Origin of the sequence: Haloglycomyces albus DSM 45210, from assembly GCF_000527155.1 — a bacterium.
GTDB classification, from domain to species: Bacteria; Actinomycetota; Actinomycetes; order Mycobacteriales; family Micromonosporaceae; genus Haloglycomyces; species Haloglycomyces albus.
On record NZ_AZUQ01000001.1, the window covers coordinates 3,112,661 to 3,133,409 of the forward strand.

The 20,749-nt window shown below is 62.0% G+C and carries 20 protein-coding genes and 1 riboswitch; of the genes, 5 read left to right on the plus strand and 15 right to left on the minus strand.

Going from position 1 to position 20,749, the window contains the following annotated elements; all coding sequences use genetic code 11:
* Position 1: 1 nt before the first annotated feature.
* On the minus strand, positions 2 to 658 hold the full coding sequence (locus HALAL_RS0114385; RefSeq protein ID WP_425402662.1) for a succinate dehydrogenase cytochrome b subunit: 657 nt from the start codon (positions 656 to 658) through the stop codon (positions 2 to 4).
* A gap of 138 nt (positions 659 to 796) precedes the next feature.
* Here HALAL_RS0114385 and HALAL_RS0114390 point away from each other — a divergent pair, with 138 nt between their 5' ends.
* The gene (locus HALAL_RS0114390; RefSeq protein WP_025274669.1) at positions 797 to 1,729 is read left to right on the plus strand and encodes a LysR substrate-binding domain-containing protein; all 933 of its coding nucleotides are present in this window, start codon (positions 797 to 799) and stop codon (positions 1,727 to 1,729) included.
* 3 nt (positions 1,730 to 1,732) lie between these two features.
* Here the strand turns inward: HALAL_RS0114390 and HALAL_RS0114395 are convergent, their stop codons facing one another.
* Complete coding sequence (locus HALAL_RS0114395) at positions 1,733 to 2,047, minus strand: ankyrin repeat domain-containing protein (RefSeq protein ID WP_342670481.1); 315 nt, start codon at positions 2,045 to 2,047, stop codon at positions 1,733 to 1,735.
* A gap of 331 nt (positions 2,048 to 2,378) precedes the next feature.
* On the opposite strand from HALAL_RS0114395, the gene HALAL_RS0114400 reads away from it, so the two are divergent.
* Complete coding sequence (locus HALAL_RS0114400) at positions 2,379 to 2,645, plus strand: hypothetical protein (RefSeq protein ID WP_025274670.1); 267 nt, start codon at positions 2,379 to 2,381, stop codon at positions 2,643 to 2,645.
* A gap of 69 nt (positions 2,646 to 2,714) precedes the next feature.
* Here the strand turns inward: HALAL_RS0114400 and HALAL_RS0114405 are convergent, their stop codons facing one another.
* The 10 genes from HALAL_RS0114405 to HALAL_RS0114450 all read right to left on the minus strand — a co-directional run bounded on the left by HALAL_RS0114405 (position 2,715) and on the right by HALAL_RS0114450 (position 14,182).
* The gene (locus HALAL_RS0114405) at positions 2,715 to 3,914 is read right to left on the minus strand and encodes a chorismate-binding protein (RefSeq protein ID WP_025274671.1); all 1,200 of its coding nucleotides are present in this window, start codon (positions 3,912 to 3,914) and stop codon (positions 2,715 to 2,717) included.
* On the minus strand, positions 3,915 to 5,588 hold the full coding sequence (locus HALAL_RS17835) for a VWA domain-containing protein (protein ID WP_025274672.1): 1,674 nt from the start codon (positions 5,586 to 5,588) through the stop codon (positions 3,915 to 3,917).
* A gap of 272 nt (positions 5,589 to 5,860) precedes the next feature.
* Positions 5,861 to 8,713 (minus strand): aminomethyl-transferring glycine dehydrogenase, encoded by a 2,853-nt coding sequence (gene gcvP / locus HALAL_RS0114415; protein WP_025274673.1) that lies wholly within the window; start codon positions 8,711 to 8,713, stop codon positions 5,861 to 5,863.
* Positions 8,714 to 8,807: 94 nt separating this feature from the next.
* Positions 8,808 to 8,900, minus strand: a riboswitch (glycine riboswitch).
* Between the two features lie 76 nt (positions 8,901 to 8,976).
* Complete coding sequence (locus HALAL_RS0114420; RefSeq protein ID WP_025274674.1) at positions 8,977 to 9,504, minus strand: MerR family transcriptional regulator; 528 nt, start codon at positions 9,502 to 9,504, stop codon at positions 8,977 to 8,979.
* A gap of 219 nt (positions 9,505 to 9,723) precedes the next feature.
* On the minus strand, positions 9,724 to 10,197 hold the full coding sequence (locus tag HALAL_RS0114425) for a bifunctional nuclease domain-containing protein (RefSeq protein WP_025274675.1): 474 nt from the start codon (positions 10,195 to 10,197) through the stop codon (positions 9,724 to 9,726).
* A 376-nt stretch (positions 10,198 to 10,573) separates the two neighbouring features.
* Positions 10,574 to 11,011: an FHA domain-containing protein gene (locus tag HALAL_RS0114430; RefSeq protein ID WP_029768050.1), complete on the minus strand. Its 438-nt coding sequence runs from the start codon at positions 11,009 to 11,011 to the stop codon at positions 10,574 to 10,576.
* A 33-nt stretch (positions 11,012 to 11,044) separates the two neighbouring features.
* Complete coding sequence (gcvH, locus tag HALAL_RS0114435; protein WP_025274676.1) at positions 11,045 to 11,425, minus strand: glycine cleavage system protein GcvH; 381 nt, start codon at positions 11,423 to 11,425, stop codon at positions 11,045 to 11,047.
* A gap of 85 nt (positions 11,426 to 11,510) precedes the next feature.
* Positions 11,511 to 12,119, minus strand: coding sequence for a CDP-alcohol phosphatidyltransferase family protein (locus HALAL_RS0114440; RefSeq protein ID WP_029768051.1), 609 nt, complete (start codon positions 12,117 to 12,119; stop codon positions 11,511 to 11,513).
* Between the two features lie 243 nt (positions 12,120 to 12,362).
* Positions 12,363 to 12,980, minus strand: a complete 618-nt coding sequence (locus HALAL_RS0114445; protein WP_025274678.1) for a response regulator — start codon at positions 12,978 to 12,980, stop codon at positions 12,363 to 12,365.
* A complete protein-coding gene (locus HALAL_RS0114450; protein WP_245598155.1) occupies positions 12,977 to 14,182 on the minus strand; it encodes a sensor histidine kinase in 1,206 nt (401 codons plus the stop codon). The genes HALAL_RS0114445 and HALAL_RS0114450 overlap by 4 nt, the downstream gene beginning before the upstream one ends.
* A 218-nt stretch (positions 14,183 to 14,400) precedes the next feature.
* Between HALAL_RS0114450 and HALAL_RS0114455 the strand changes: the two genes are divergently transcribed.
* Together HALAL_RS0114455 and HALAL_RS0114460 are read left to right on the plus strand one after the other, a co-directional pair.
* On the plus strand, positions 14,401 to 14,952 hold the full coding sequence (locus HALAL_RS0114455) for a GlcG/HbpS family heme-binding protein (protein WP_025274680.1): 552 nt from the start codon (positions 14,401 to 14,403) through the stop codon (positions 14,950 to 14,952).
* Positions 14,953 to 15,147: 195 nt separating this feature from the next.
* On the plus strand, positions 15,148 to 15,939 hold the full coding sequence (locus tag HALAL_RS0114460; protein ID WP_025274681.1) for a hypothetical protein: 792 nt from the start codon (positions 15,148 to 15,150) through the stop codon (positions 15,937 to 15,939).
* Between the two features lie 21 nt (positions 15,940 to 15,960).
* Here HALAL_RS0114460 and HALAL_RS17035 read toward each other — a convergent pair whose 3' ends face one another.
* Positions 15,961 to 16,461: a MarR family winged helix-turn-helix transcriptional regulator gene (locus tag HALAL_RS17035; protein WP_025274682.1), complete on the minus strand. Its 501-nt coding sequence runs from the start codon at positions 16,459 to 16,461 to the stop codon at positions 15,961 to 15,963.
* A 175-nt stretch (positions 16,462 to 16,636) separates the two neighbouring features.
* Between HALAL_RS17035 and HALAL_RS0114470 the strand changes: the two genes are divergently transcribed.
* Entirely contained in the window at positions 16,637 to 17,704 is a 1,068-nt protein-coding gene (locus HALAL_RS0114470) for a pirin family protein (protein ID WP_025274683.1), read from the plus strand.
* 84 nt (positions 17,705 to 17,788) lie between these two features.
* Here HALAL_RS0114470 and HALAL_RS0114475 read toward each other — a convergent pair whose 3' ends face one another.
* Both HALAL_RS0114475 and HALAL_RS0114480 read right to left on the minus strand, forming a co-directional pair.
* Positions 17,789 to 20,005 carry an MMPL family transporter gene (locus HALAL_RS0114475; RefSeq protein WP_025274684.1) on the minus strand — a complete coding sequence of 739 codons (2,217 nt, stop codon included), beginning with the start codon at positions 20,003 to 20,005 and terminating at the stop codon, positions 17,789 to 17,791.
* A 77-nt stretch (positions 20,006 to 20,082) separates the two neighbouring features.
* The gene (locus HALAL_RS0114480; RefSeq protein ID WP_025274685.1) at positions 20,083 to 20,709 is read right to left on the minus strand and encodes an acyl-CoA-like ligand-binding transcription factor; all 627 of its coding nucleotides are present in this window, start codon (positions 20,707 to 20,709) and stop codon (positions 20,083 to 20,085) included.
* Positions 20,710 to 20,749 lie beyond the last annotated feature (40 nt).

A 20,749-nucleotide genomic window follows, 5' to 3' on the forward strand; every position in this document is an offset into this window, starting at 1 on the left:
GTCAGCTCACCAATCCGAAAGTGACGGACAAGGGAACGACCAGGAATCCCACCAACAGGACCACCGCCGTTACCCAAGCAATAATCTGAGTGCGTCGACGCCACGCGTTGCCCGGCCCCGCGATCGTCTGCACCGCCGACCAAATTCCATGCCGCACGTGAAGAGATACGAAGATGACCGCGAGGACGTAGAAAATCGTGACCCACCAACGCTCGGGAGCAAAACCCTGCACCACGGCGTTGTACACGTCCGGAACCTCATCCACCGGATTCACCACGCGAAGCGTCAAATCCAGCAAGTGCCAGACGACGAACAGAAAGATGATCACGCCGCCCCACCGCATGGTGCGAGCCGCATACGACCCCTCCCCCTTGACCGGAGGACGGTGTGCGTACTTCACCGGGCGGGCCGCCTTGGCCCGTCGAGTCAATACCACGGCGCTGGCGATATGGGCGATCACCGACGCCAGCAGCACCACACGCACGATCCACAACAGGCCCTCGTGCGGCAAAATCGGTTCACCGAAACTCCGCAGACCTTCCGCGTACTTGTCCAGATCGGCGGCACCGGCAAAGGCCTTCAGATTGCCCAGCATATGGACAATCAAATACGCCACCATGATCAGGCCGGACACTGCCATCGTAATTTTCGCTCCAATGGACGAGACCCGTACAGGTTTCGCCCGCGTTGGAGGCTTTGATTTAACTTCCAAAGACACGCCCACCAGACTAGGAGAGGGCGGCGTCACTCGTCTAATTCATGGCAGCCGGTGTGATCATTCCATACAGTTATCACCATGCGCCCGCAACAACTCAAAACCTTCCTCACCGTTGCTGACAACAGGCACTTCACCCGAGCCGCCGAACAACTCAATATCAGCCAACCCGCGCTCTCCAAACAAATCCAGGCCCTGGAAGCCACCATCGGTGCGAGCCTTTTCACACGACACGGCGGTCAAGTACACCTCACCGACATCGGCCACACGCTTGTTCCTCACGCTCGCCGCATCGTCACCGCCACCGACGACGCACTCAGCGACCTACACAATCACGTCGCGCTTGCCAAGGGGAGGCTACGGATCGGCGCGACGCCGACGATATGTTCCTGGTTGATACCACCGCTGTTGGCCACCTACCACGAGAACCACCCGGGAGTGGACATCAGCCTCACCGAATCCGGATCCTCCGACCTCACCGAGTTGTTGAAACGTGGAGACGTCGAGGTCGCCTTGACCGCACACCCCTTGCATTATGAAGCGTCGGCGGCGATCGACAGCACCCCGCTTCTCCATGAGTCCCTCGTGATCGCCCAGACGAATCGGCAACCGCCTCTGGCCGCCCAAGCCTGTATCGGGCTCGGGCAACTGTCCCAGCAGCCGTTCATCCTTCCCACCACCGGTTTCGATTTGCGCACCTTGACCTTGGAAGCCTGTCGCCAGGCCGGTTTTCAACCGAGAATCGCCATCGACGGGGGAAACACCGACACCATCGTCGACCTCGTGGCCACCGGAATGGGAGTGGCCCTGCTACCGGCCATGACCGCCACCCAGGACCCACGCATCCGCACCACCCCGCTGGCACCGCCCGGCGCGGTGCGGACGATCGCGATGGAACGCGCTTGTGACACTCCGAGGACCAAGGCGGCCGCCGCCTTCGAGAAAACCCTTGACGAGCACCTCATGCGGCGCCATGCCTGGGGTCAGATTCCCTCCGGTCTGCACATCATCTGAAACCTACAGATCCACCGACGGGCGATTGAACATCCCGGCGATCTCCTTGGCGTTCGGACTGCCGGCTTCCGGGTCGGCACCGTGTCCCAGCAGGACGGTCACGACTTCTCCATAGTCTTTGAAGACCGCACCGGCCAGGGGCGACTGGCCACGGTCGTTCAGTTTGTTCACATCGGCTCCACGGGCGATCAAGGCTCGAACCGTGGCCGGGTGGCCATGATAGGCCGCCAGCATCAACAGTGAATCTCCGCTGCCGTTCACCAAGTCGATCGGCAGTCCCGCGTCGAGAAACTGTTCCAGACGGACGGTTTCGCCCATTCGGGCGAGATCGAACGCCCGATCGGCGATCTCTTGAAAATCTTCCTCGTCACTCACGACAACATTGTCCCATATCCGTCTCATCGCCAATGTCAAAAGATCCGGCGGTCACGACGCAACCGCTTCCGCCCTACTGAGAGCCCTGACAATCGGTTTCCACCCGCGCGGACGTCGCTCGCCGGGACGATCGCGCGGACATGTGTATTGACAATCCTCGACCGGACCCACCACTATAAGAGTCGTCACAGCGTACAGCTGCAGATCCACCGCTACCGACAGCAACCAACGCGGTGAGATCCGATTACAGGTGGGAATGACAATGAGGATGACAATGAACCGACACGAATCGACCAGTCTTGGTCGGTTTCAATTGGGGCACCGCACCATTGAGGCCACCAGAGGCAATGGCACGACCGTCTGGATCAAACGGCTCCATCCGTTTCCGGAAATGGAGCTAGGGTGCGTCACACAGGTGGATACCCCCACCCCACGATTGCGCCTCGACCTCGCCGAATGGGACGACACCACTCGTCGTGAGGCTAAAGAACACGTCCAGAAGCTCTGGGAGGAAGCCGGAAACGCCGTCCATTCCAGCTGACGAGCGACCGCGCCCCATGGAGACCGGACCGTGGGGCGCGGTCTCATCGCTACGCCAACGATGACATTGTCAACCCGGAGTGTCGTCAGCCGCTCGCAGTGCGGAGCGAACGCCTTCGGCTTTGGCCGTCGCCTCAGCGACTTCCTCGGCCGCGATCGACCGCCACGTTATTCCCCCACCTGCCCACAAATGCAGGCGAGAATCGTCGCCCGCTATCGTGCGAATCGACAGACCCAGCCGGACGTCGGACGGCGAGGCGGCAAAACCCATCGCTCCCATCGCCGGTCCTCGCCCCACCGGCTCCAGGTGAGCGATCACCTCGGCCGCCCGCGGCTTAGGCGTACCCGTCACCGATCCGGGCGGGCAGAGCGCGCCGATGACGTCGCTCAACACGGATCCGGAGCGCAGTCGGCCCACAATAGCCGACTCGGCCTGCCACAATGCTCCCCATCGGCGCAGATAGAAAAGACGCTCAACGTCGACCGAACCAGGCTCACATACCTGGGACATGTCGTTGCGCAGGAGATCGACGACCATGGTGTGTTCGGCGCGTTCTTTCACCGAACCAAGCAACCGTTCCCGACCCGCGGGAGTGGCCGGAGCCGTTCCTTTAATGGGATAGGTACGGATCTCCCGACCGGTTACCCGCACAAAACATTCCGGGGAACCGGAGGCGACAAACCATTCCGGCCGTCCCGAATCCGTCGCTGGGCCGAACAGGGCTCCACCCCAGCGCGCTCCCTCAATCGACGCCACCCGTTCGGCCGCCGTGTACATGGATCCGGCCCAATCCGCCTGCCAATGTCCCACCACATTGAGCACGTACACCTCGCCGGAGCGAATGTTGTCGATGACCTCGGCGATGGCCCGCTCATGACGGAACGTCGACCACGATCGGGACCACTCGCCCACGCGTACACCTGGGTCTTGGTCTTGGGTGTGCGATTCGGCTGTGACCGGTCCGGGTGTCGTGTGCCGGTAGGCGATCAGAACGATATCGGGTACCGCAACCGGAGAAGGCGGTCCCACGTCGGTTCCCAGCCGCCACGCCCCCGCGGCATGGGATACCAATATCGCCACTCCGCAGGCGGATCCGGGACGACCATGATCGTCCCGGCGACCGTACCGCCGTATAAACGAGTCAATCGACGTGTCGATATCGACCGTCGTGGCCGCCGTTTCCGCAGCGACCGTCCATTGCCACCGATCGACTTCCTCCACGGCGCCGAGGCATTCCGTCTCAATCCCGACCGGTGCGACAGGGGACACTTATACCCCCAGAACCAGCGCCAGTAGGTCCTCACCGTTGACTCCGTCGGTGGCATCCACATATCCTCCGCCGGTCGCTTGAGCGATCTCCGACAACAACTCGCCGTCGGCTCCACCGTATCCGACGATGTTGACCCGCAGAGTCGAATCGGACTCGGCAATTCTGTTCAACAGATCGTCCTGCGACAGGGGACTCACCGGGTCACCGGTCGCGGCGGTGAAGATCAGGATCGAATCCGTCGCTTCCTCTACCTGGCGTTCCTCCATATATGACAGAGACGAATCGATGACCGCGTACAGAGGACTGCCCCCGGAACCCGGCAGGATGTTCGAGATGGCCGTATCGATCGAACCGCGTTGGTCGTCCTGTCCAAGAGTTTTCGGCTGAACCAGCGCCTGTTGGTATTCACCGCTCACGTCATCGGTGAAACTCCACAGACCCATCTGAGACGAGTCCTGCAGTTGTCCGGTCAGTTCACGTAGGTCTTCGGAGGCCAGATCGACATTGGTGAGACCGTTCGCGTCGGTCAATCCCATATGCTCCGAACGATCCATAACCGCCAGAACATTGGCCTGCCGACGCTGCAGATACCATTCCTGAACAGCCGACCGAACCGTTTCACCACGTATCACGCCGTCATTGCTCCGAGTGCTCACCTCCGGTGCTTCGGTAGCCGAACGCGCCGTTCCTTCGAGGTTTTGCTCCAGATACTCCCCGAACTGTGAGGCGACCTCGGCGTCGATGTCGTTGACCCAACCGGCTGATTCCAACACCAAGTAGGGATAGATCGGGTCCGGCAACGATTCCTGTGGCTCGACGGTCTCCAACTGGAATTCGTTGGCCCCTTGGTTGAAGGACTCCACTTCGTAATCAAAAGCCACATAGGCGTCGGCAAAGGTCTCGGGATCGCCTTCCTCCGCGATGATATCGGTGACTTGACCGAACAGCTTACCCGTCGTCACCGCGGTACGCCCGTTGTCCAGGGCGTCCGACCAGGCCGTCACCGATTCACGTTCGATCTCGCCCGTGTCGTTCAGAGCGACGTTCAACAACGCCTGCAGCCCCGCCGACGACCGTCGCGGTTCCGCCGCAGCCACCGAAATATCCCCCGCGGCGCTACGTGCGACGATCTCGTCCCAATTCGCCCCCGCCAACCAGGGGTGTTCTTCCAGCGACGCCTCGGATGCCGCGACCACCAGGTGTGAACTTCCGATGATGACCGGATCGGCCGCACTGATGTCCTCCACGGAACCGGAATCGGCGATCCAGTCGATCCAAGCCGAAGAGTCCGGTACCCAGGCGGCGGGCCGGGAGCCGAAGTTCCGTTCGTTCCAATCACCCGACAGGCCCGCAGCCGCGTCCCCGGACGCGACCCGGTTCACCTCCACCCCGATGCAACTTCCCTCGTAGTCGGGTGACGTCTCTTCCCAATTCCGGGCCTGTTCTTCGAGAACGGGAACGATGGAATTGGCCGCGGCCACCGGAACCCGGTAGGTCGACCCGTCACAGCCCGACCGCACGGCATTGACGAAGACCACCGTCACCGCCGACATGGTAATCACCGCTACAGCCACCATGACCATCCATGGCGCCACCGGAAGGCGACGGCTCGTCCGGCGCCGCCGACGACCGCCACCACGGTGCGACTTAACCGTGCGATCTTCGAAGATCATTCCGTCTCCCCACCATCGGACCAGTTACCAAGACATGAATCACTCGCTCATATGAGCTCTACTCACCTCGAGGTTTCGTACAGCCCGTTCGAGTGAATTATGAATCCTACCCAGTCTAAAGGGGTGCCTCAACTGCGCAGTTGAGGCACCCCTGAACGGTCGGGCGGCTCGCCCTGTGACGGATTCCTGACCGACGTCTGACCACCGAATCCTGGGATCAGAGTCGATACGACACCGGACGACCGGTGGCACCGAGCGATCCAGTGACGCGCCTACTGTTCGTCATAGGCGTTGATGTCGGGGCAGGAACAGGCCAGGTTCCGGTCTCCCCAGGCATTGTCCACGCGTGACACCGGCGGCCAGTACTTCGCCTCGCCCGTATCGAAGGTGGACCCCTCCACCGTCGACGTCCTCGGCCACGCGCCCTGACGGCGGGTGTATGAACGGTCCCAGTCCTCGGAGGTGAGGTCGAACGCGGTGTGTGGAGCATGGCGGAGCGGCGAGTCCTCCGCGGTCCAGTGCCCGGACGCCACCTGGTCGATCTCGGACTTGATGGCGATCATCGCATCGCAGAAGCGATCCAATTCGGCCAAGTCCTCCGATTCGGTCGGCTCGACCATGAACGTACCGGCGACCGGGAACGACATCGTGGGAGCGTGGAAACCGTAATCGATCAGGCGCTTCGCGACGTCGTCGACCGTCACGCCCGTCTCCTTGGTCATCGTGCGTAGGTCGAGAATGCATTCGTGCGCCACCAAATCCTCATTGCCCGTGTACAGAATCGGATAGTGCGCCCCCAGGCGTGCGGCAATGTAATTGGCCGACAGAACCGCGTTGGCCGTCGCCGCGCTGAGTCCTTCCGGACCCATCATCCGCAGATACATCCATGGAATCTGCAGGATTCCGGCCGACCCGTACTTGGCCTGAGCGACCGCTCCGACCGCTCCGTCCCCGTCGATGGGGTCGGACGGGAGGAACTCCTGCAAATGCGACGCCACCGCGACCGGACCGACACCGGGTCCTCCGCCGCCGTGCGGAATGCAGAAGGTCTTGTGCAGGTTCAAATGGCTGACATCGGCCCCGAAGTGCCCCGGCTTCGCCCATCCGAGCAGGGCATTGAGATTCGCTCCGTCCACATACACTTGGCCGCCGGCCTCGTGAACCCGGGCGCAGATGTCGGCGATATCGGTTTCGTAGACGCCGTGAGTGGAGGGATAGGTGACCATGATGGCGGCCAGGTCCGTCGCGTGTTTGGCGATCTTGGCCTGAAAGTCGTCGACGTCGATGCTTCCGTTGTCGTCACAGGCGACGACCACGACCCGCATTCCCGCCAAGACCGCCGAAGCGGCGTTCGTGCCGTGGGCGGACGACGGGATCAGACACACGTCCCGACGTTCCTCACCGCGATCCCGCTGCCACGCGCGAATCGCGAGCAGACCGGCCAGCTCCCCCTGGGAACCGGCGTTGGGCTGCACGCTCACTGCCGCGTAACCGCAGACGTCCGCCAACCACTCCTCCAGTTCGTCGATCAGCTCGCGCCATCCGACCGTCTGATCGTCCGGGGCCAAAGGGTGAACGGAGGCGAAACCGGGCCAGGAAATCGGCTCCATTTCAGCAGCGGCGTTCAGCTTCATCGTGCAGGATCCCAAGGGGATCATGCCGCGATCCAGCCCATAGTCCTTATCCGACAGACGCCGCAGATAGCGCATCATGGCCGTTTCGGAATGGTAGGCACGGAACACCGGGTGGGTCATGAATTCGTCGGTACGGCGCAGCGCGGTGGGAATCAAGTCATCGCGTTCGGCGGGGATCGTCACGTTGAAGACGCGTCCGAGCGCGTCCAGGTCCGCCTGTGTCGTCGTTTCATCCACCGAAACGGATACCGAATCGTCGTCCACGCGCCAGATGTTGATTCCTTCGGACAAAGCACGACGTACCCGGTCGTCGGCTCGTCCCGACTCTCGCACCACGACGGTGTCGAACGCCGAGTCGGCAGCGAGTTGGTAGCCCGCTTCCTGCAAGGAACGGTGCAGCGCCGCGGCCTTTCGCCCGATCCGCCCGGCAATCGCGGTTAGTCCCTTCGGTCCGTGCCAGAGCGCGTACATGGACGACACCACCGCGGGAAACACCTGAGCGGTACAGATGTTTGACGTGGCACGGTCACGGCGGATGTGCTGTTCCCGTGTCTGGAGCGCGAGTCGCAGAGCGGGGCGGCCGTGCGAGTCGCGGCTGACTCCGACCAAGCGTCCCGGAAGCTGGCGTTCCAATCCTTTGGCGACGGACATGTACGCGGCGTGCGGGCCGCCGTATCCCAACGGCATACCGAATCGTTGCGTGGAACCGACCACGATGTCGGCACCCCACGAACCGGGGGACGACATCAAAGTCGCGGCCAGCAGATCACAACCGACGGCCATGTATCCGCCCCGTTCGTGTACTGCTTCAGCGACCGCCGACCAGTCACGGACCGATCCATCGGCGGCGGGGTACTGTACATAGGCGCCGAACAACGCATCGGGCAGCTGATTCGGATCGTCCAGGTCCATCACCTGCAGAGTGATCCCCACCGGTTCGGCCCGAGTACGTAGCACTTCCAGAGTCTGCGGCCAGACTCGTGAATCCACCACGAAGACACCGGACTTGTCACGCCGCGCGGCACGACGGGCCAACAGCATCGCTTCGGCCGCCGCTGACGCCTCGTCTAGTAGTGACGCGCCCGCCACCGGCAAGCCGGTGAGGTCGGAGACCATGGTCTGAAAATTCAGCAGGGCTTCCAGGCGCCCTTGACTGATCTCGGGCTGGTAGGGGGTGTAAGCGGTGTACCAGGCGGGGTTCTCCAAGACGTTACGACGGATCACCGCGGGGGTGTCCGTTCCGAAATACCCCTGGCCGATCATCGGGGTGACCGAGCGATTCCGCTCAGCGTAGGCTTTCAGCTGGTCCTGCGCTTCGGACTCACCGACGGCGGCGGGGAGAGCCAGGTCGTCTTTACTGCGAATAACCTCCGGCATCGCCGTTTCCATCAGAGCTTCGAGGGAAGAGACCCCGATCGCTTTGAGCATGGAATGACGATCGGATTCGGACAAACCGATATGGCGCGCGACAAACGGACCAAGGGACGACATATACCCTCCAGGAACAGTCAGAAACAGGTGCGACGCGGAGTTCTCCGCGCTCAAATGTCTCCTCAACTGTCACCACGTTTGGCTTCCAGTTCAGCCAGTCCATACAGTCCGGGTACCTGAGAGCTTCGGAGGAGCACTTTCCCCTTCGGTGCCGCGGCTGAAGCGCGAACTCTCCTGCACGGATATACGGCTTAACGGGACACGCCCGTGTGCCTTCCATCCTAGTGCAAAGAAAAAAATTCACAGTTCACCCCCTACGGGACTCACTGCGGTTCGCTGGAGGAGGCCACGCCGACCGGAGGCGGAACGAAGGCCTGTTCCGGAGGCGCTACCGGCACTTCCGCACACGAAAGCGTGGAAAGTCGATTCATGACCTCACTGATCGATTGCTTGATCGAGATGCCGAACACACCTTGACCACACTTAATGAGGTCGATCACTTCACCGGCCGTGCGGCATTCGTGCACGACCGACCCGTCGCAGAGAAGCGTGACTTCACTGAGGTCCTTGACTCCGCGCCGATGCAGAAGGTCGACGACCATTCGAATCCGCCCGAGCGATACTCCGGCGTCCAGCAGTCTCTTGATGACCTTCAGAAACACCACATCACGGAAGGAGTAGAGCCGGTTCGAGCCCGAACCCGTGGCCTGCCGGACACTTGGCTGCACCAGGCCGGTTCGAGCCCAGTAGTCCAATTGTCGATAGGTGATCCCGACCGCGCGACAGGCCGCACGCCCGCGCCAACCGCGAATAACACGAATCGGATCGCGTACCTCGCCTCGAATTTCCACAGCAATCCCGCACCTTCTTGACACAACCACGAACAATCCATCACAAGGGGTGATGAAGGTGAGACTATCGCCAACGACGCCTCTTGGGGACCGAAAACGACATATTTCCTGCCCAAAAGGGACGGTTACTGTTGCCTGTGGAGACCGCGGCCCGGGCTTTCGTTCGCGTCACCGACGATGAATCGGCCGGAGTCGCACCTGGGACGAGATCAGCGAGCGCTAGGCCTGACCGCGTTCGAAGTCCTCCGGAGTGACGTCCTCCAGAAATTGGCGGAACTGTTCCACTTCCTCTTCCTGGCTGTCGGGAAGACTGATACCCGCCTCGGTCAGAATGTCCTCTTCGCACAGAATCGGAACATCGGCTCGCAGGGCGAGCGCGATGGCATCCGAGGAACGCGACGGAATACGCACCTCCTCGTCGATGACGAGCTCGGCGTAAAACACCGCATCTTTCAGTTCAATGATCTCAACACGCGTCAAAGTGGAACCGAGCTCCTCTATCACGGTATTGAGCAGATCGTGAGTCAGTGGACGCGGCAACGGAGTGTCGTTGTGGTGATAGGCGATCGCTGCGGCCTCCACGGTTCCGATCCAGATAGGCAGAAAGCGCGTGCCGTCTTCTTCCTGTAGAAGAACCACAGGTTGTTTACTGGGGAGCTCGACTCGGACGCCCACGACATCCATCTTTTTCACAGAGATCCACCACCCGTTCAGGTCTCGGTTACCGGAGAGTACGAGACAGGACTTCGCCTGGGACGCTCTCCAAGTCCAGACTACAAGTTTTTCGCTACGGGGGAAAGCATGTGTCACTGCATCGGGAAGGTCCGCACAAGCAATCAGCCTCCTTCGGGCCGATGTGTCGGCCCGAAGGAGGCTGGAAGAATTCGCTTCTGTACATCGTGTCCGCAGGACACTCGATTGACGTCGGTTCTGAGACGTATATGACGGGAGGCGCACGTTCGTGTCGGTTCAAGCCGTGCGATCGCAGTGTCACCGTTATGTCTTCAGTCACTTCGTGTGGGTGAAGTGTCTCGAACCCGCCGCAACGGCCGTTTCAGCCGCGGCCCGATCAGTTCATCTGCGGTTTCGGTCCGGAAATGAACTGCAGGCGGAACTTCCCGATCTGCACTTCGTCCCCGTCTCCGAGAGTGGCCGTCTCGACCCGCTCCCGATTGACATACGTTCCATTGAGGCTTCCCATGTCGCGAACCGTAAACCCGGCGGTGTCACGGTGAAATTCGGCGTGGCGACGGGACACCGTGACGTCATCGAGAAAGATGTCTGACTCGGGGTGTCGCCCCGAGGCGGTCACTTCGTTGTTGAGGAGAAAACGCGCTCCCGCGTTGGGACCCCGGTTGACCACCAAAAGCGCTGTTCCCACCGGCAGAGAGTCGGCAAGCTGAGCGGGCGGTACATCGGTGTCTCCCTCCACGACATCATTGATGGCGGCCAGGTTCATCGTGGCCGTGGCATCCGGCGGAGGAAAGTCTTCGTTTGCACGACTCATCAGTAGTCTCCTCGTCTACGCTTTAACAACTCGCTACTCAGTAAGCTTCGCATACGCACTGGCGTCGAGCAATCCCTCGAGTGCCGCGGCGTCGGCGAGTTCGACCTCGAACAACCAGCCTGCGTTATAGGGGTCTGAATTGACCTTTTCAGGCTCTTCAACCAGTCCGTCGTTGATGGCCAGAATCTTACCTGTTACCGGAGAGTACACTTCCGAGACGCTCTTGGTTGACTCGACCTCTCCCACAACATCACCGGCGGAGTACTCCGTACCGGCCTCGGGCAGCTCGACGAATACGACGTCGCCGAGGGAGTCCTGCGCGAAGTCGGTGATGCCTACCCGCACCACGTTCGGCTCCGAGCGTTGTTCGATCCATTCGTGTTCAGCTGTGTATCGTAGCGATTCGGGAATCACCCAAAGCTCCTCTCACTGTCACCGCGAGCGCGGCGGTTCGGACGCTATGACCGTATCGTCACGTGACGTGGAGGCGACACGCGGGTCAGGCGGACGCGACGGATCTCGCTTCGATTCGGGCGGAACGAATCAGTCGAGCGCCTTGAACCATGTACATAATGGCCCCGAGCCAGTACAACGCCAGGCCCCACCAGGCCAGCGCCCAGGCGAGTGCGGTCGCACCGGTGAACGAGGGACCGCCGAAGTACGCGATCACGAACACGGGGAACGAGGCGAAGACCATGGTGGTGGCGACCTTACCGAGGAAATGCACTTGCAGGGGCGGGTATCCGTGCCAGCGCAGAACGATCACCAGGGTGGCGAGTACGACTTCACGAAGTAGAACGGCGAGCGTGAACAGCCCGGGCAACACTCCCACGTAGGTCAAGGCCAACAGGGCGGTCATAATGTACAGGCGGTCGACCATGGGGTCGAGCATTTTTCCCAATTTCGAGACTTGACCCAGGCGTCGGGCCAGTTGACCGTCGACCCAGTCGGTGCCACCTCCGATGGCGAGTACGGTCGCCGCTTGCCAGTAATGGTCCGTCGCCACTAGCAGGTAACAAAACAAGGGGATTCCTGCCATGCGAACGGCCGTGACCAGGTTCGGCCACGTCCAGATACCCCAACCTTCAACGGTCTGTGAATTTCCCACTGCCACCTCGAATGAATGAACCAAATAACCAATAAAATCTTAACGGTCACGCACCGGTCTGCGATACCGGAAATTCAGGCTTTGAGGTGTGGCTGACGGGCGAAGCCCGTCGTTTTTGTCGGTAATGTGTGGATTACTGTACCGATTTCAGGTACGGAGTACCTCGATGTCGATATATATTGTTTATATCGTGATAGAACACTCCACCCAAAGCGTACTGTTTCTCACATTCTACGGGTTTTCTCATCGGATGATTCCACGCGTGCGGGCCTCCGCGACCGCGGCCGTCCTACTCTGGGCACCCAATTTGGCAAGAATGTGCACGACGTGGGTTTTGACCGTGGCCTCGGTGATGAACAGTCGACCGGCGATGTCGGCGTTGGTCAAGCCCTCGGCGAGAAGACCGACGATCTCCCGTTCGCGGGACGTCAGTTCGTCTCGCGGCCGTGTCATACGCTTTACCAGCCGGGAGGCCAACTGTGGGGATACGACGTGTTCGCCTCGAGCTGCGGCGCGTATGGAGTCGAAGAGCTCCTGAGGCGGACACGCCTTCAACAGATAACCGACGGCGCCCGCGTCCATCGCGCGATGCAGATCGTCGTCGGAGTCGAAAGTGGTCAGCACCAATACCCTGGGCGCCGCTTCCAGCCGGCGGAGGCGACGTGTGGCCTCGATGCCGTCCGTGCCCTTCCCCAATTGCAGGTCCATCAGTACCAGATCGGGACGATACCGCTCGGCCTGTGCGACGGCCTCATCCGCGGAGACGGCACGGGCGACAAGATGGAAATCCTCCTCCCCCGCCAGCAAAGCGGCCAAACCGGCCCGCACCACCGGATGATCGTCGACCAAGAGAATCCTCACGTCTCCCCCTCGTTTGTCCGCCGATACTCGGCGCCCACGACCGTACCGCCTCCGGGCGGGCTCTCGACCCGCAAGGTGCCGCCCAAATCCTCCATCCTGCGACGCATCGTGTCGATACCGAATCCGCGGTGCGCAGTCCCGCGACGCGGCTCTGCGGTGCGACCGGCCGCTCCGCGCCCGTTGTCGTAGACGTCCACGTACACGGCCTCGTCCATATAGCTCACCGTTACGGCTGCTCGGGACGCCTCGGCATGTTCCACGACGTTGGCCAGAGCGCCCTGGACCACGCGGAGCAGCGCCGCGGAGGCCCGCTCGGGTAGATCCACTCGTGCACCGTCCTCTCGGAAGCTCACCTCCAAGGAGAATCGATGCGCAAAACTGGCCGAGAGATCCCGCAGCGCTTCCCCGAGCGAACGGTCCCGCAGCTGCGACGGCCCCAGTCCGGAAACGAACCGGCGAGCTTCGGTGAGATTTTCCTCTGCCATCTCCGCGGCCTGTCTGAGCAATACATCCCGTTCGGCGGCGGACTCGTTCCGTTCGGCCGCCTGCAAGAGAAGACCGATGCTGGACAGTCCCTGTGCCAGGGTGTCGTGAATTTCTCCGGCCAGGCGCTGTCGTTCCTCCAAAACGGCGCGTTCGGCTTGGGACTGCGCCAGGGAATCCTGTGAGGCCAACAATCGATCGATCAACTCCTGACGCCGAGCGATGCCGTCGTGGAGAGCCCACAGGACGGCCGTCATCATCCCGGCGATCGCGATCGGAGCCAACACGAGACTGGGTTCCAACACCGTCGCGATACGCAGTTGCCCCACGATGACGGCGGCGGTCAGCCCCACGGCCGCCGCCACGGTCAGGTGACGTGGCAGGGTCTCCAGACACAGGAAGTACAGCGGGATCGCGCACCAGGCGAATGATGGAGCCAGGACGATCAGTACGACCGACAACACCAGGACGGCACCAAGCCACGGGACCCGGACCTGCTGCAGGCGATCGCCCGCGGCCACGCCCACCGCATAGGCAACCGCCAGCACCCCGGCCACCACAAGCGACGTCATGGTCAGGCGTCCGCTGAATTCATGCCTGATCAACAGGCGTAGGGCCGACGCCGTCAACAGCAGGAAGAATCCCGCGTGCATTGCGGTCGCGACCCACTGCCGCTGCGTCATGGGATTCCCGCCTTCCGTCTCGGCCTCGCGATCCATGGTTCACTCTCACCGGCGCGGTGTCGCCGGAATCGGCACACCCGCCGCCATCAAGCGTGTCACCTCCCTCGATAATCCACCTCCATCGAAAGGTGGAGCCATAGACCGTCGCGGCGATCGAGGAAAGTCCGGCCGCCGAGTCGATGTTGGGATCGGGTGTGCCCGGAAGACTGGAAGACATTCACAACCACGTCTCACCACAGGAAAGGGTGCGGAACATGAAAAAGAACATCGCCGTGGGCGCGGCCGCCTTCATCGCCGTCGGAGCCGTCGGACTCGGAGCCTTTGCGCTGTCGGACGAAGGCGACAATGCCGCCAACGCCGACACGGTACCGGTTGCCGAGGTATCGACCGACGACGTCGTCTCCACCGACCGTTTGAGTCAGGAGGCCGTCCTTGACATGCTCGAGGCCGCCGTAGAGGAGGCCGAGGCACAGGACCAACGAGTCACTGTCGCCGTGGTTGACCGGGACGGAAACACCATCGGACAGGTGACCATGACGGGAGCCGGGCCTCAGACGGAGGACTCCGCCGTACGCAAGGCCTTCACCGCCGTCGGATGGAACAGTCCGACCGGGGAACTGACCGACGCCGCGACGGGCGACGGCCCGACCATCGACGACATCGGAAACACCCTGTTCCTCACCGGCGGAGTGCCGGTATCCCACGACGGAGCACCCATCGCCGGTATCGGCGTCGGCGGTGCCCCGAGTGGAGACATCGACGAAGAGATCGCCCTGGCGGGACTGGAGGCTCTCGACACCGAATAGACGACGTCAACGAACGGCAGGTGGCCTTGTCGCGCCCGAGGGACAAGCGGTGACAGGGCCACTTTGCCGCGGTCACCACTAGCGCCGACGACGTGTTGATATCCAAGCCGCCGACACGACCGAGCTGTGGCACGGGTGTCGTACCTTGAGGACAGACAGTTATCAACAGATGATCGATCCGCAGAAAGGCTGATCATGGCGCAATCGCCCCCTGACAATTTCAACCCCGCGCAGAGCCCACCCCCGGCCACTGTAGACTCCCCCACCCGACCCCCGTATTCGAAATCGGTTGCCGTCGTCATCGCCATCCAATTGTTCCTGGCGCTTGCGATCATTCTGCAAACGGTAGGGATATGGAAGTTCACCGGAGAGGCGATCCGGGGCTTTTCCAACTCCATAGAAGACCAAGTCCGCGACGTCGCCCAGACCATCGCCCTCGAGAAGGCCGAGGACATGGGCGTCGACAAGGAGGAAGCGAAGCGTCAGGCCGAAGCCGAGGTGGAGGAGAAACTCGAGGAAGCCGACATCGAAGGCGCTTTCGACCAAGGCCTGGAATCGGTCGGATTGGAAACCGACGACCTCAATCCCCCGACGTTCACCACTCTGCCGTTCTTCTTCGCCGCCGGCATGCTGATATTGAGTGCACTACTGCTCGCGACCAGACGTAAGAGCGGTCGCATCATCAGCTTTATTCTGCACCCGTTTCTGTTCGTCGGCTGCGGCTTGACGTCGTTTCTCTTGGTATCGATTCCCGTAACGATCAAACAGGGCATGACGTCGGCCATGCCCGTGTCCCTAGCCGGCCCCGTCGGTCAGGCGGTGGACAAGGAGATCGACGCGATCGCCGGAAGCATCTACGGCTCCTATCCGGTATGGTTCCAGCCGGCAATGTACGCGACACTGATTCTGTCGACCGTGGGTTCGATCGCCGCGATCGTCCTTCTGGTGCTCCGAGGCGCACGGCAACACTTCAACGGGCCTCAGTAACCGCTGCAACCCCTGTGCCGGTCACTCGGGGACCTCATCCATTCCCTCGGCACAGGGGGCCAGGTTGGCCTCCACTCTTTCCAGCAACCGCACCAGCTGATCCTGTTCGGCGGCACTCAGCCCATCTCCGGTGCGCTGTTCCAGACTCCGCCATGCCTGCCGCGCCTTGTCAATGATCGCCTCCCCCTGCTGACTGAGACTGACGAGAGTGGCGCGCCGGTCGTCGGGGTCGGATCGACGCTCGACGAAACCGCTCTTCTCCAGACGTTGAATCATTCGCGTCACAGTCGACGGATCGAGATTCACCGCAGTGACGATATCGCACGGGCGACTCGGGCCATTGACGTTAAGGTGCTGCAGAACCACTTCCTGCCCGGGGTAAAGCCCGATGTCCCGCAGTTCGCGCGCAGCCGCGAGGCGGTGGCCGCGCGCCGCTGTACTCAGTGCTAGCCCGACGCGCCCAAGCCCGATGGCTTTGTCACATACCTGCGGCTCAGGCACGGAACCGGTGGAATCTGGCATATTTCGGAGCCTCGATTTCTATCGTGGTGGCAGAGAGGTGTGAGCTCTATTCCGCGTCGATACCATAGTCTAGCGCTTTCGGCGACGTCTGGAATATGATTGGCTGACCAAATGTTTATATGGTCAGCCAAATGATTTGGCCCGATCATGTCATTTTAACCTTCAGGAGGCTCCCATGCCAGCGGTCAGCACATCCAACATCCTGGCGCTCCCACGCGTCGACGCACCCGCATTCGAGGCACGTCCGCGCCGCGTTCGGACCGTCACACCCTCGCAGCACACCTTTGAGGGTGCCGGATTCCCGGTACGCCGCCCCACCGCCGACCCACGGGCCTGGGAGGCGCTCGATCCGATCCTCATGCTCGACCACATGACAGCGGCCTACGAGCCCCATGAGGCCAAAGGCGCGCCGTGGCACCCGCACCGTGGCTTCGAAACGGTCACCTACCTCATGGACGGGACCTTCGTTCACACCGACAGTCACGGTGGCGGCGGAGTCATCGGTAACGGCGACACCCAATGGATGACCGCCGGGTCGGGTCTTCTGCACGACGAGCTGCCCAGTGAGTATCTGGTGATGAACGGCGGCGAGTTCGACGGTATCCAGATGTGGGTCAACCTACCGGGTTCCGCCAAAATGCACCGTCCGCGTTACCAGGACATCGTCGGCGACCGCCTGACTCTGCTGAGCAGCGCCGACGGCGGGACCCTCATCCGCGTCATCGCCGGCCGAGTAGGTGAGCACGAGGGGCCGGGCAAGACGTTTTCGCCCATCAACCTCATCCACCTATCGCTGGCACCCGGGGCGCAGGTGCGGATCCCGTGGGTACCCGGATGGTCGGCCATGGCCTATTCCCTGCACGGCGACGGCTACGTCGGCGACGAACGTCGCCCCCTCGACGAATCGGATATGGCGGTGTTCTCCACCGACGGCAACTATCTCACCGTCGAGGCGGCGCGGGAACAGCATTGGAAGACCGGTGCGATGGAGGTCGTGCTCTTCGGTGGGCAGCCGATTCGCGAGCCGGTCGCCCGTTACGGCCCCTTCGTCATGAATTCCAAGGACGAGATCTACCAGGCGATCGAGGACTTTCGTTCCGGTCGTATGGGGGAGGTCCCGGCCGGTTACGAAGGACGCGACTGGGCTCCGGCTCCCGATGAGTTCAATCAACCGGCCGCTCAAGGTTGCGAAATCATGTTCGGCCCCGAGTGGCGTCGCGACTCGCGGTCGAACGAACAATAGAATGAGCCCTGTGAGGAAGCAGTATCACTTCCTCACAGGGCTCTTCGAGCGCTCCGGTCGGTAACCGGTATCGGCCGATCGGCGTTACGACGCCGCCGTCGCCGTCGTCTGACGCTCGTGCGCGTCCTCCGAAGCGTGATCCAGACGCTCCACCAGACGTTCCCCCTCCACATCGAAGTTGGGAAGCACTCGGTCCAGCCACCCCGGCAACCACCAGGCCGCCTTCTTCGTCACGGCGAGGAACGCCGGCATCAGAGCCATCCGAACCACAAAGGCGTCGAACAGCACCGCGGCGGCCAAACCGAACCCGATGGGCGGAATCATCGATTCGTCGCTGAGCAGGAACGCGGCGAAAACGCTGATCATGATCAACGCGGCAGCTACCACGACTCGGGCGGTCAACGCGAAGCCGGTGATGATCGCCTGGACGGGGTCTTCCCCGTGAACATAGGCCTCACGAATACGTGTCACCAGGAAAATCTGGTAGTCCATCGCCAGGCCGAACACGATGCCGACCATGATGATGGGCATGACCGACATGATCGGCCCCGGCTGGTCGACTCCGAAGATCGACGACGCCCAGCCCCACTGGAAGACCGCGACCAACGCACCGAAAGCGGCGAAGACGCTCAGCAGGAACCCGAACGTGGCCGCCAACGGCACCAGGATCGAGCGGAACACCAGCACCAAGAGCACAAACGCCAGTCCGACCACAATGGCCAGATACGGCAGTAGCGAATCCAGAATGCGCTGCGATACGTCGATGTTGATGGCCGTCTGACCCGTCACCGACCAATCGACCGTCGTACCGTCGCCCAGGATGGAACGAATGTCGTCGACCAATTCCGTCGTCTCGTGGTCGGCCGGGCCGGTCGTCGGACTCACCGACACGATCATCATATCGTTGTCGGGTTGATTGACGATCGGGTCGCCCACCACAGCGACACCGTCGAGCGGCTCCAGTTCGGATTTCAACTCGGCGTAGGCGGCTTGGGGGTCCTCCTGACCGTCCATATCGCCCACGACCATCAGCGGTCCGTTGAACCCGGGGCCGAAGGCGTCGGCGATCAGATCATAGGCCTGCCGCTGCATCGTGTCCTCATTGGCCATACCGTCGTCGGGAAGCGCCAACTCCAAATCCGTCATGGGGTAGGCGATGGTGCCCAAACCGATCAATGCCGCCACCCCTAGGAGGACGGGGTGTCGTGACACGAAACCGGCCCAACGGCCACCCGCCGGGTTCGGTTTCTCGGCGTCCACCGCCTGCCGACGCTGCTTCCCCGGCAGAATGCGCTTGCCCAGCAGGCGAGCCAGAGCGGGCAACAGAGTGATCGCGATGACGACGGCCAATACGATCGTGGCCGCCGCGGCAATCGCCATCGTGGTCAAGAACGGAATCCGGACCACCGACAGGCCCAAGAGGGCAATGGCCACGATCAAGCCCGCGAAGACGACCGCTCCCCCGGCGGTGCCGTTCGCCCGCCCGATCGCGTCGGCACGACCGTCATGGCTGGTCACAGTATCGGCATTGAGTTCCGATCGGTAGCGGAACAGAATGAACAGGGCATAGTCGATCCCCACGGCCAGTCCCAGCATGGTGGCCAAGGTGCCGGTCGATTCGTTGACGTCGGCGAAGGCGGTCGCCGCCGCGATGGCGGCCGTGGACAATCCCACCCCGAGCACCGCGGTCAACAACGGCAGACCGGCGGCGACGAAGGTCCCGAAGGTGATGATCAAAACGACGGCCGCCACGGCGATACCGATGATTTCACTGGAACCGACGTCGGGTTCGCTCATGAGCGCGTCACCGCCCACTTCGACCCGCAGGTCGGACTCTTCACCGGCATCGACCACCGACTCCAGCGAGTCCGTGGCTCCGTCGGTCAGGTTGAAGGTCGGTTCGTCGAAGGAAATCTTCGCGACCGCCAGAGACTGATCCGGCGCGATCAACTCGTTCTCGAAAGGGTCCTGGACGGCGGCTACCTGGTCCACACCGTCCATGTGGGCCAGGCTCTCCTGTACCGCGACGACGTTCTGCTCCGCGGTGATCTTCTCACCGTCGGGAGCTACGAACACCACGTTCGCCGTGGCCCCGTCCGCATTGAATTCAGGGAAACGCTCGTCGATGAGATCGAACGCCTCCTGGGACTCCGTGCCGGGAATGCTGAAGCTTGGATCGGTCTCCTCCGACAGTTGCGCCGAAGCGATGCCCACTCCAACCGCGACCGCCAGCCAGAGCCCGATCACCAGCCAAAATTTTCGGTAGGCCCCGCGACCTAGTCGGTAGAGAAATGTGGCCATTGGTTTCCCTTCTTATCGGTAAATCGATGGTCGTCGCCGGGCTGTCGGATGGGTGTTGCCGCCCGCGACGAGGCAGCTCAGTCGGATTCGGACACGGTGGCCGTGTCACCGACCGAAGCGATCAATCCGTGTTCCAGCATGGCGAAGGAACGCCGAACCTGATCGGGAAGACGCGACTCCGGCTGGGCGTACCACCGCTCCTGACCGGCGCGGAACGCCACGATCGCGCTTCCGGCGACCAAGGTGGTTTCCGCACTGCGCGAGTCAAAACCGGTCGCGTCCGCTATCGCCGCACTCAATCGATCGCGCAGCGAGTCGTACTGGGCCGCCAGGCTGGACAACAGTTCCGGATAGGAACGAATGAGCTGCTCTTTACGCCGCATCTGGTCATCGGTCACGCCGCGATCCTCAACCACTTGAATAAAGGCCTCGCACAGAGCCGTCCAGACCGGTTCGCGCTCCTGCCGGTGCTGAAAGATATCGATGAAGTGCTCGGCGCCTTCCACATAATCGTGAATCACGGCGGCATCACGATTGGCGAAATAGTTGTGAAAGGTGCGCGCCGATACCCCGGCGTCTTCGGCGATTCGCTCGGGAGTCGCGGCTCGAAGCCCTTCTGTCTGAGCGATCGACAGTGCCGCGGACGCCAAGGCGGCGCGCGTCTCGTGTTTCTTTCGCTCACGCAGACCACTTCGGTAAGGCATGCAGGCTACAATATGCGAGAAACGCTCGAGCTACAAGTTG

What these genes read in the sequence shown, in the direction of transcription:
- HALAL_RS0114390 (WP_025274669.1), top strand. Translation starts at nt 797, where the DNA reads ATGCGCCCGCAACAACTCAAAACCTTCCTCACCGTTGCTGACAACAGG.
- HALAL_RS0114395 (WP_342670481.1), bottom strand. Translation starts at nt 2,047, where the DNA reads ATGGGCGAAACCGTCCGTCTGGAACAGTTTCTCGACGCGGGACTGCCG.
- HALAL_RS0114400 (WP_025274670.1), top strand. Translation starts at nt 2,379, where the DNA reads ATGAACCGACACGAATCGACCAGTCTTGGTCGGTTTCAATTGGGGCAC.
- HALAL_RS17835 (WP_025274672.1), bottom strand. Translation starts at nt 5,588, where the DNA reads ATGATCTTCGAAGATCGCACGGTTAAGTCGCACCGTGGTGGCGGTCGT.
- gcvP (WP_025274673.1), bottom strand. Translation starts at nt 8,713, where the DNA reads ATGTCGTCCCTTGGTCCGTTTGTCGCGCGCCATATCGGTTTGTCCGAA.
- HALAL_RS0114430 (WP_029768050.1), bottom strand. Translation starts at nt 11,011, where the DNA reads ATGAGTCGTGCAAACGAAGACTTTCCTCCGCCGGATGCCACGGCCACG.
- HALAL_RS0114450 (WP_245598155.1), bottom strand. Translation starts at nt 14,182, where the DNA reads ATGGATCGCGAGGCCGAGACGGAAGGCGGGAATCCCATGACGCAGCGG.
- HALAL_RS0114455 (WP_025274680.1), top strand. Translation starts at nt 14,401, where the DNA reads ATGAAAAAGAACATCGCCGTGGGCGCGGCCGCCTTCATCGCCGTCGGA.
- HALAL_RS0114460 (WP_025274681.1), top strand. Translation starts at nt 15,148, where the DNA reads ATGGCGCAATCGCCCCCTGACAATTTCAACCCCGCGCAGAGCCCACCC.
- HALAL_RS17035 (WP_025274682.1), bottom strand. Translation starts at nt 16,461, where the DNA reads ATGCCAGATTCCACCGGTTCCGTGCCTGAGCCGCAGGTATGTGACAAA.
- HALAL_RS0114470 (WP_025274683.1), top strand. Translation starts at nt 16,637, where the DNA reads ATGCCAGCGGTCAGCACATCCAACATCCTGGCGCTCCCACGCGTCGAC.
- HALAL_RS0114475 (WP_025274684.1), bottom strand. Translation starts at nt 20,005, where the DNA reads ATGGCCACATTTCTCTACCGACTAGGTCGCGGGGCCTACCGAAAATTT.
- HALAL_RS0114480 (WP_025274685.1), bottom strand. Translation starts at nt 20,709, where the DNA reads ATGCCTTACCGAAGTGGTCTGCGTGAGCGAAAGAAACACGAGACGCGC.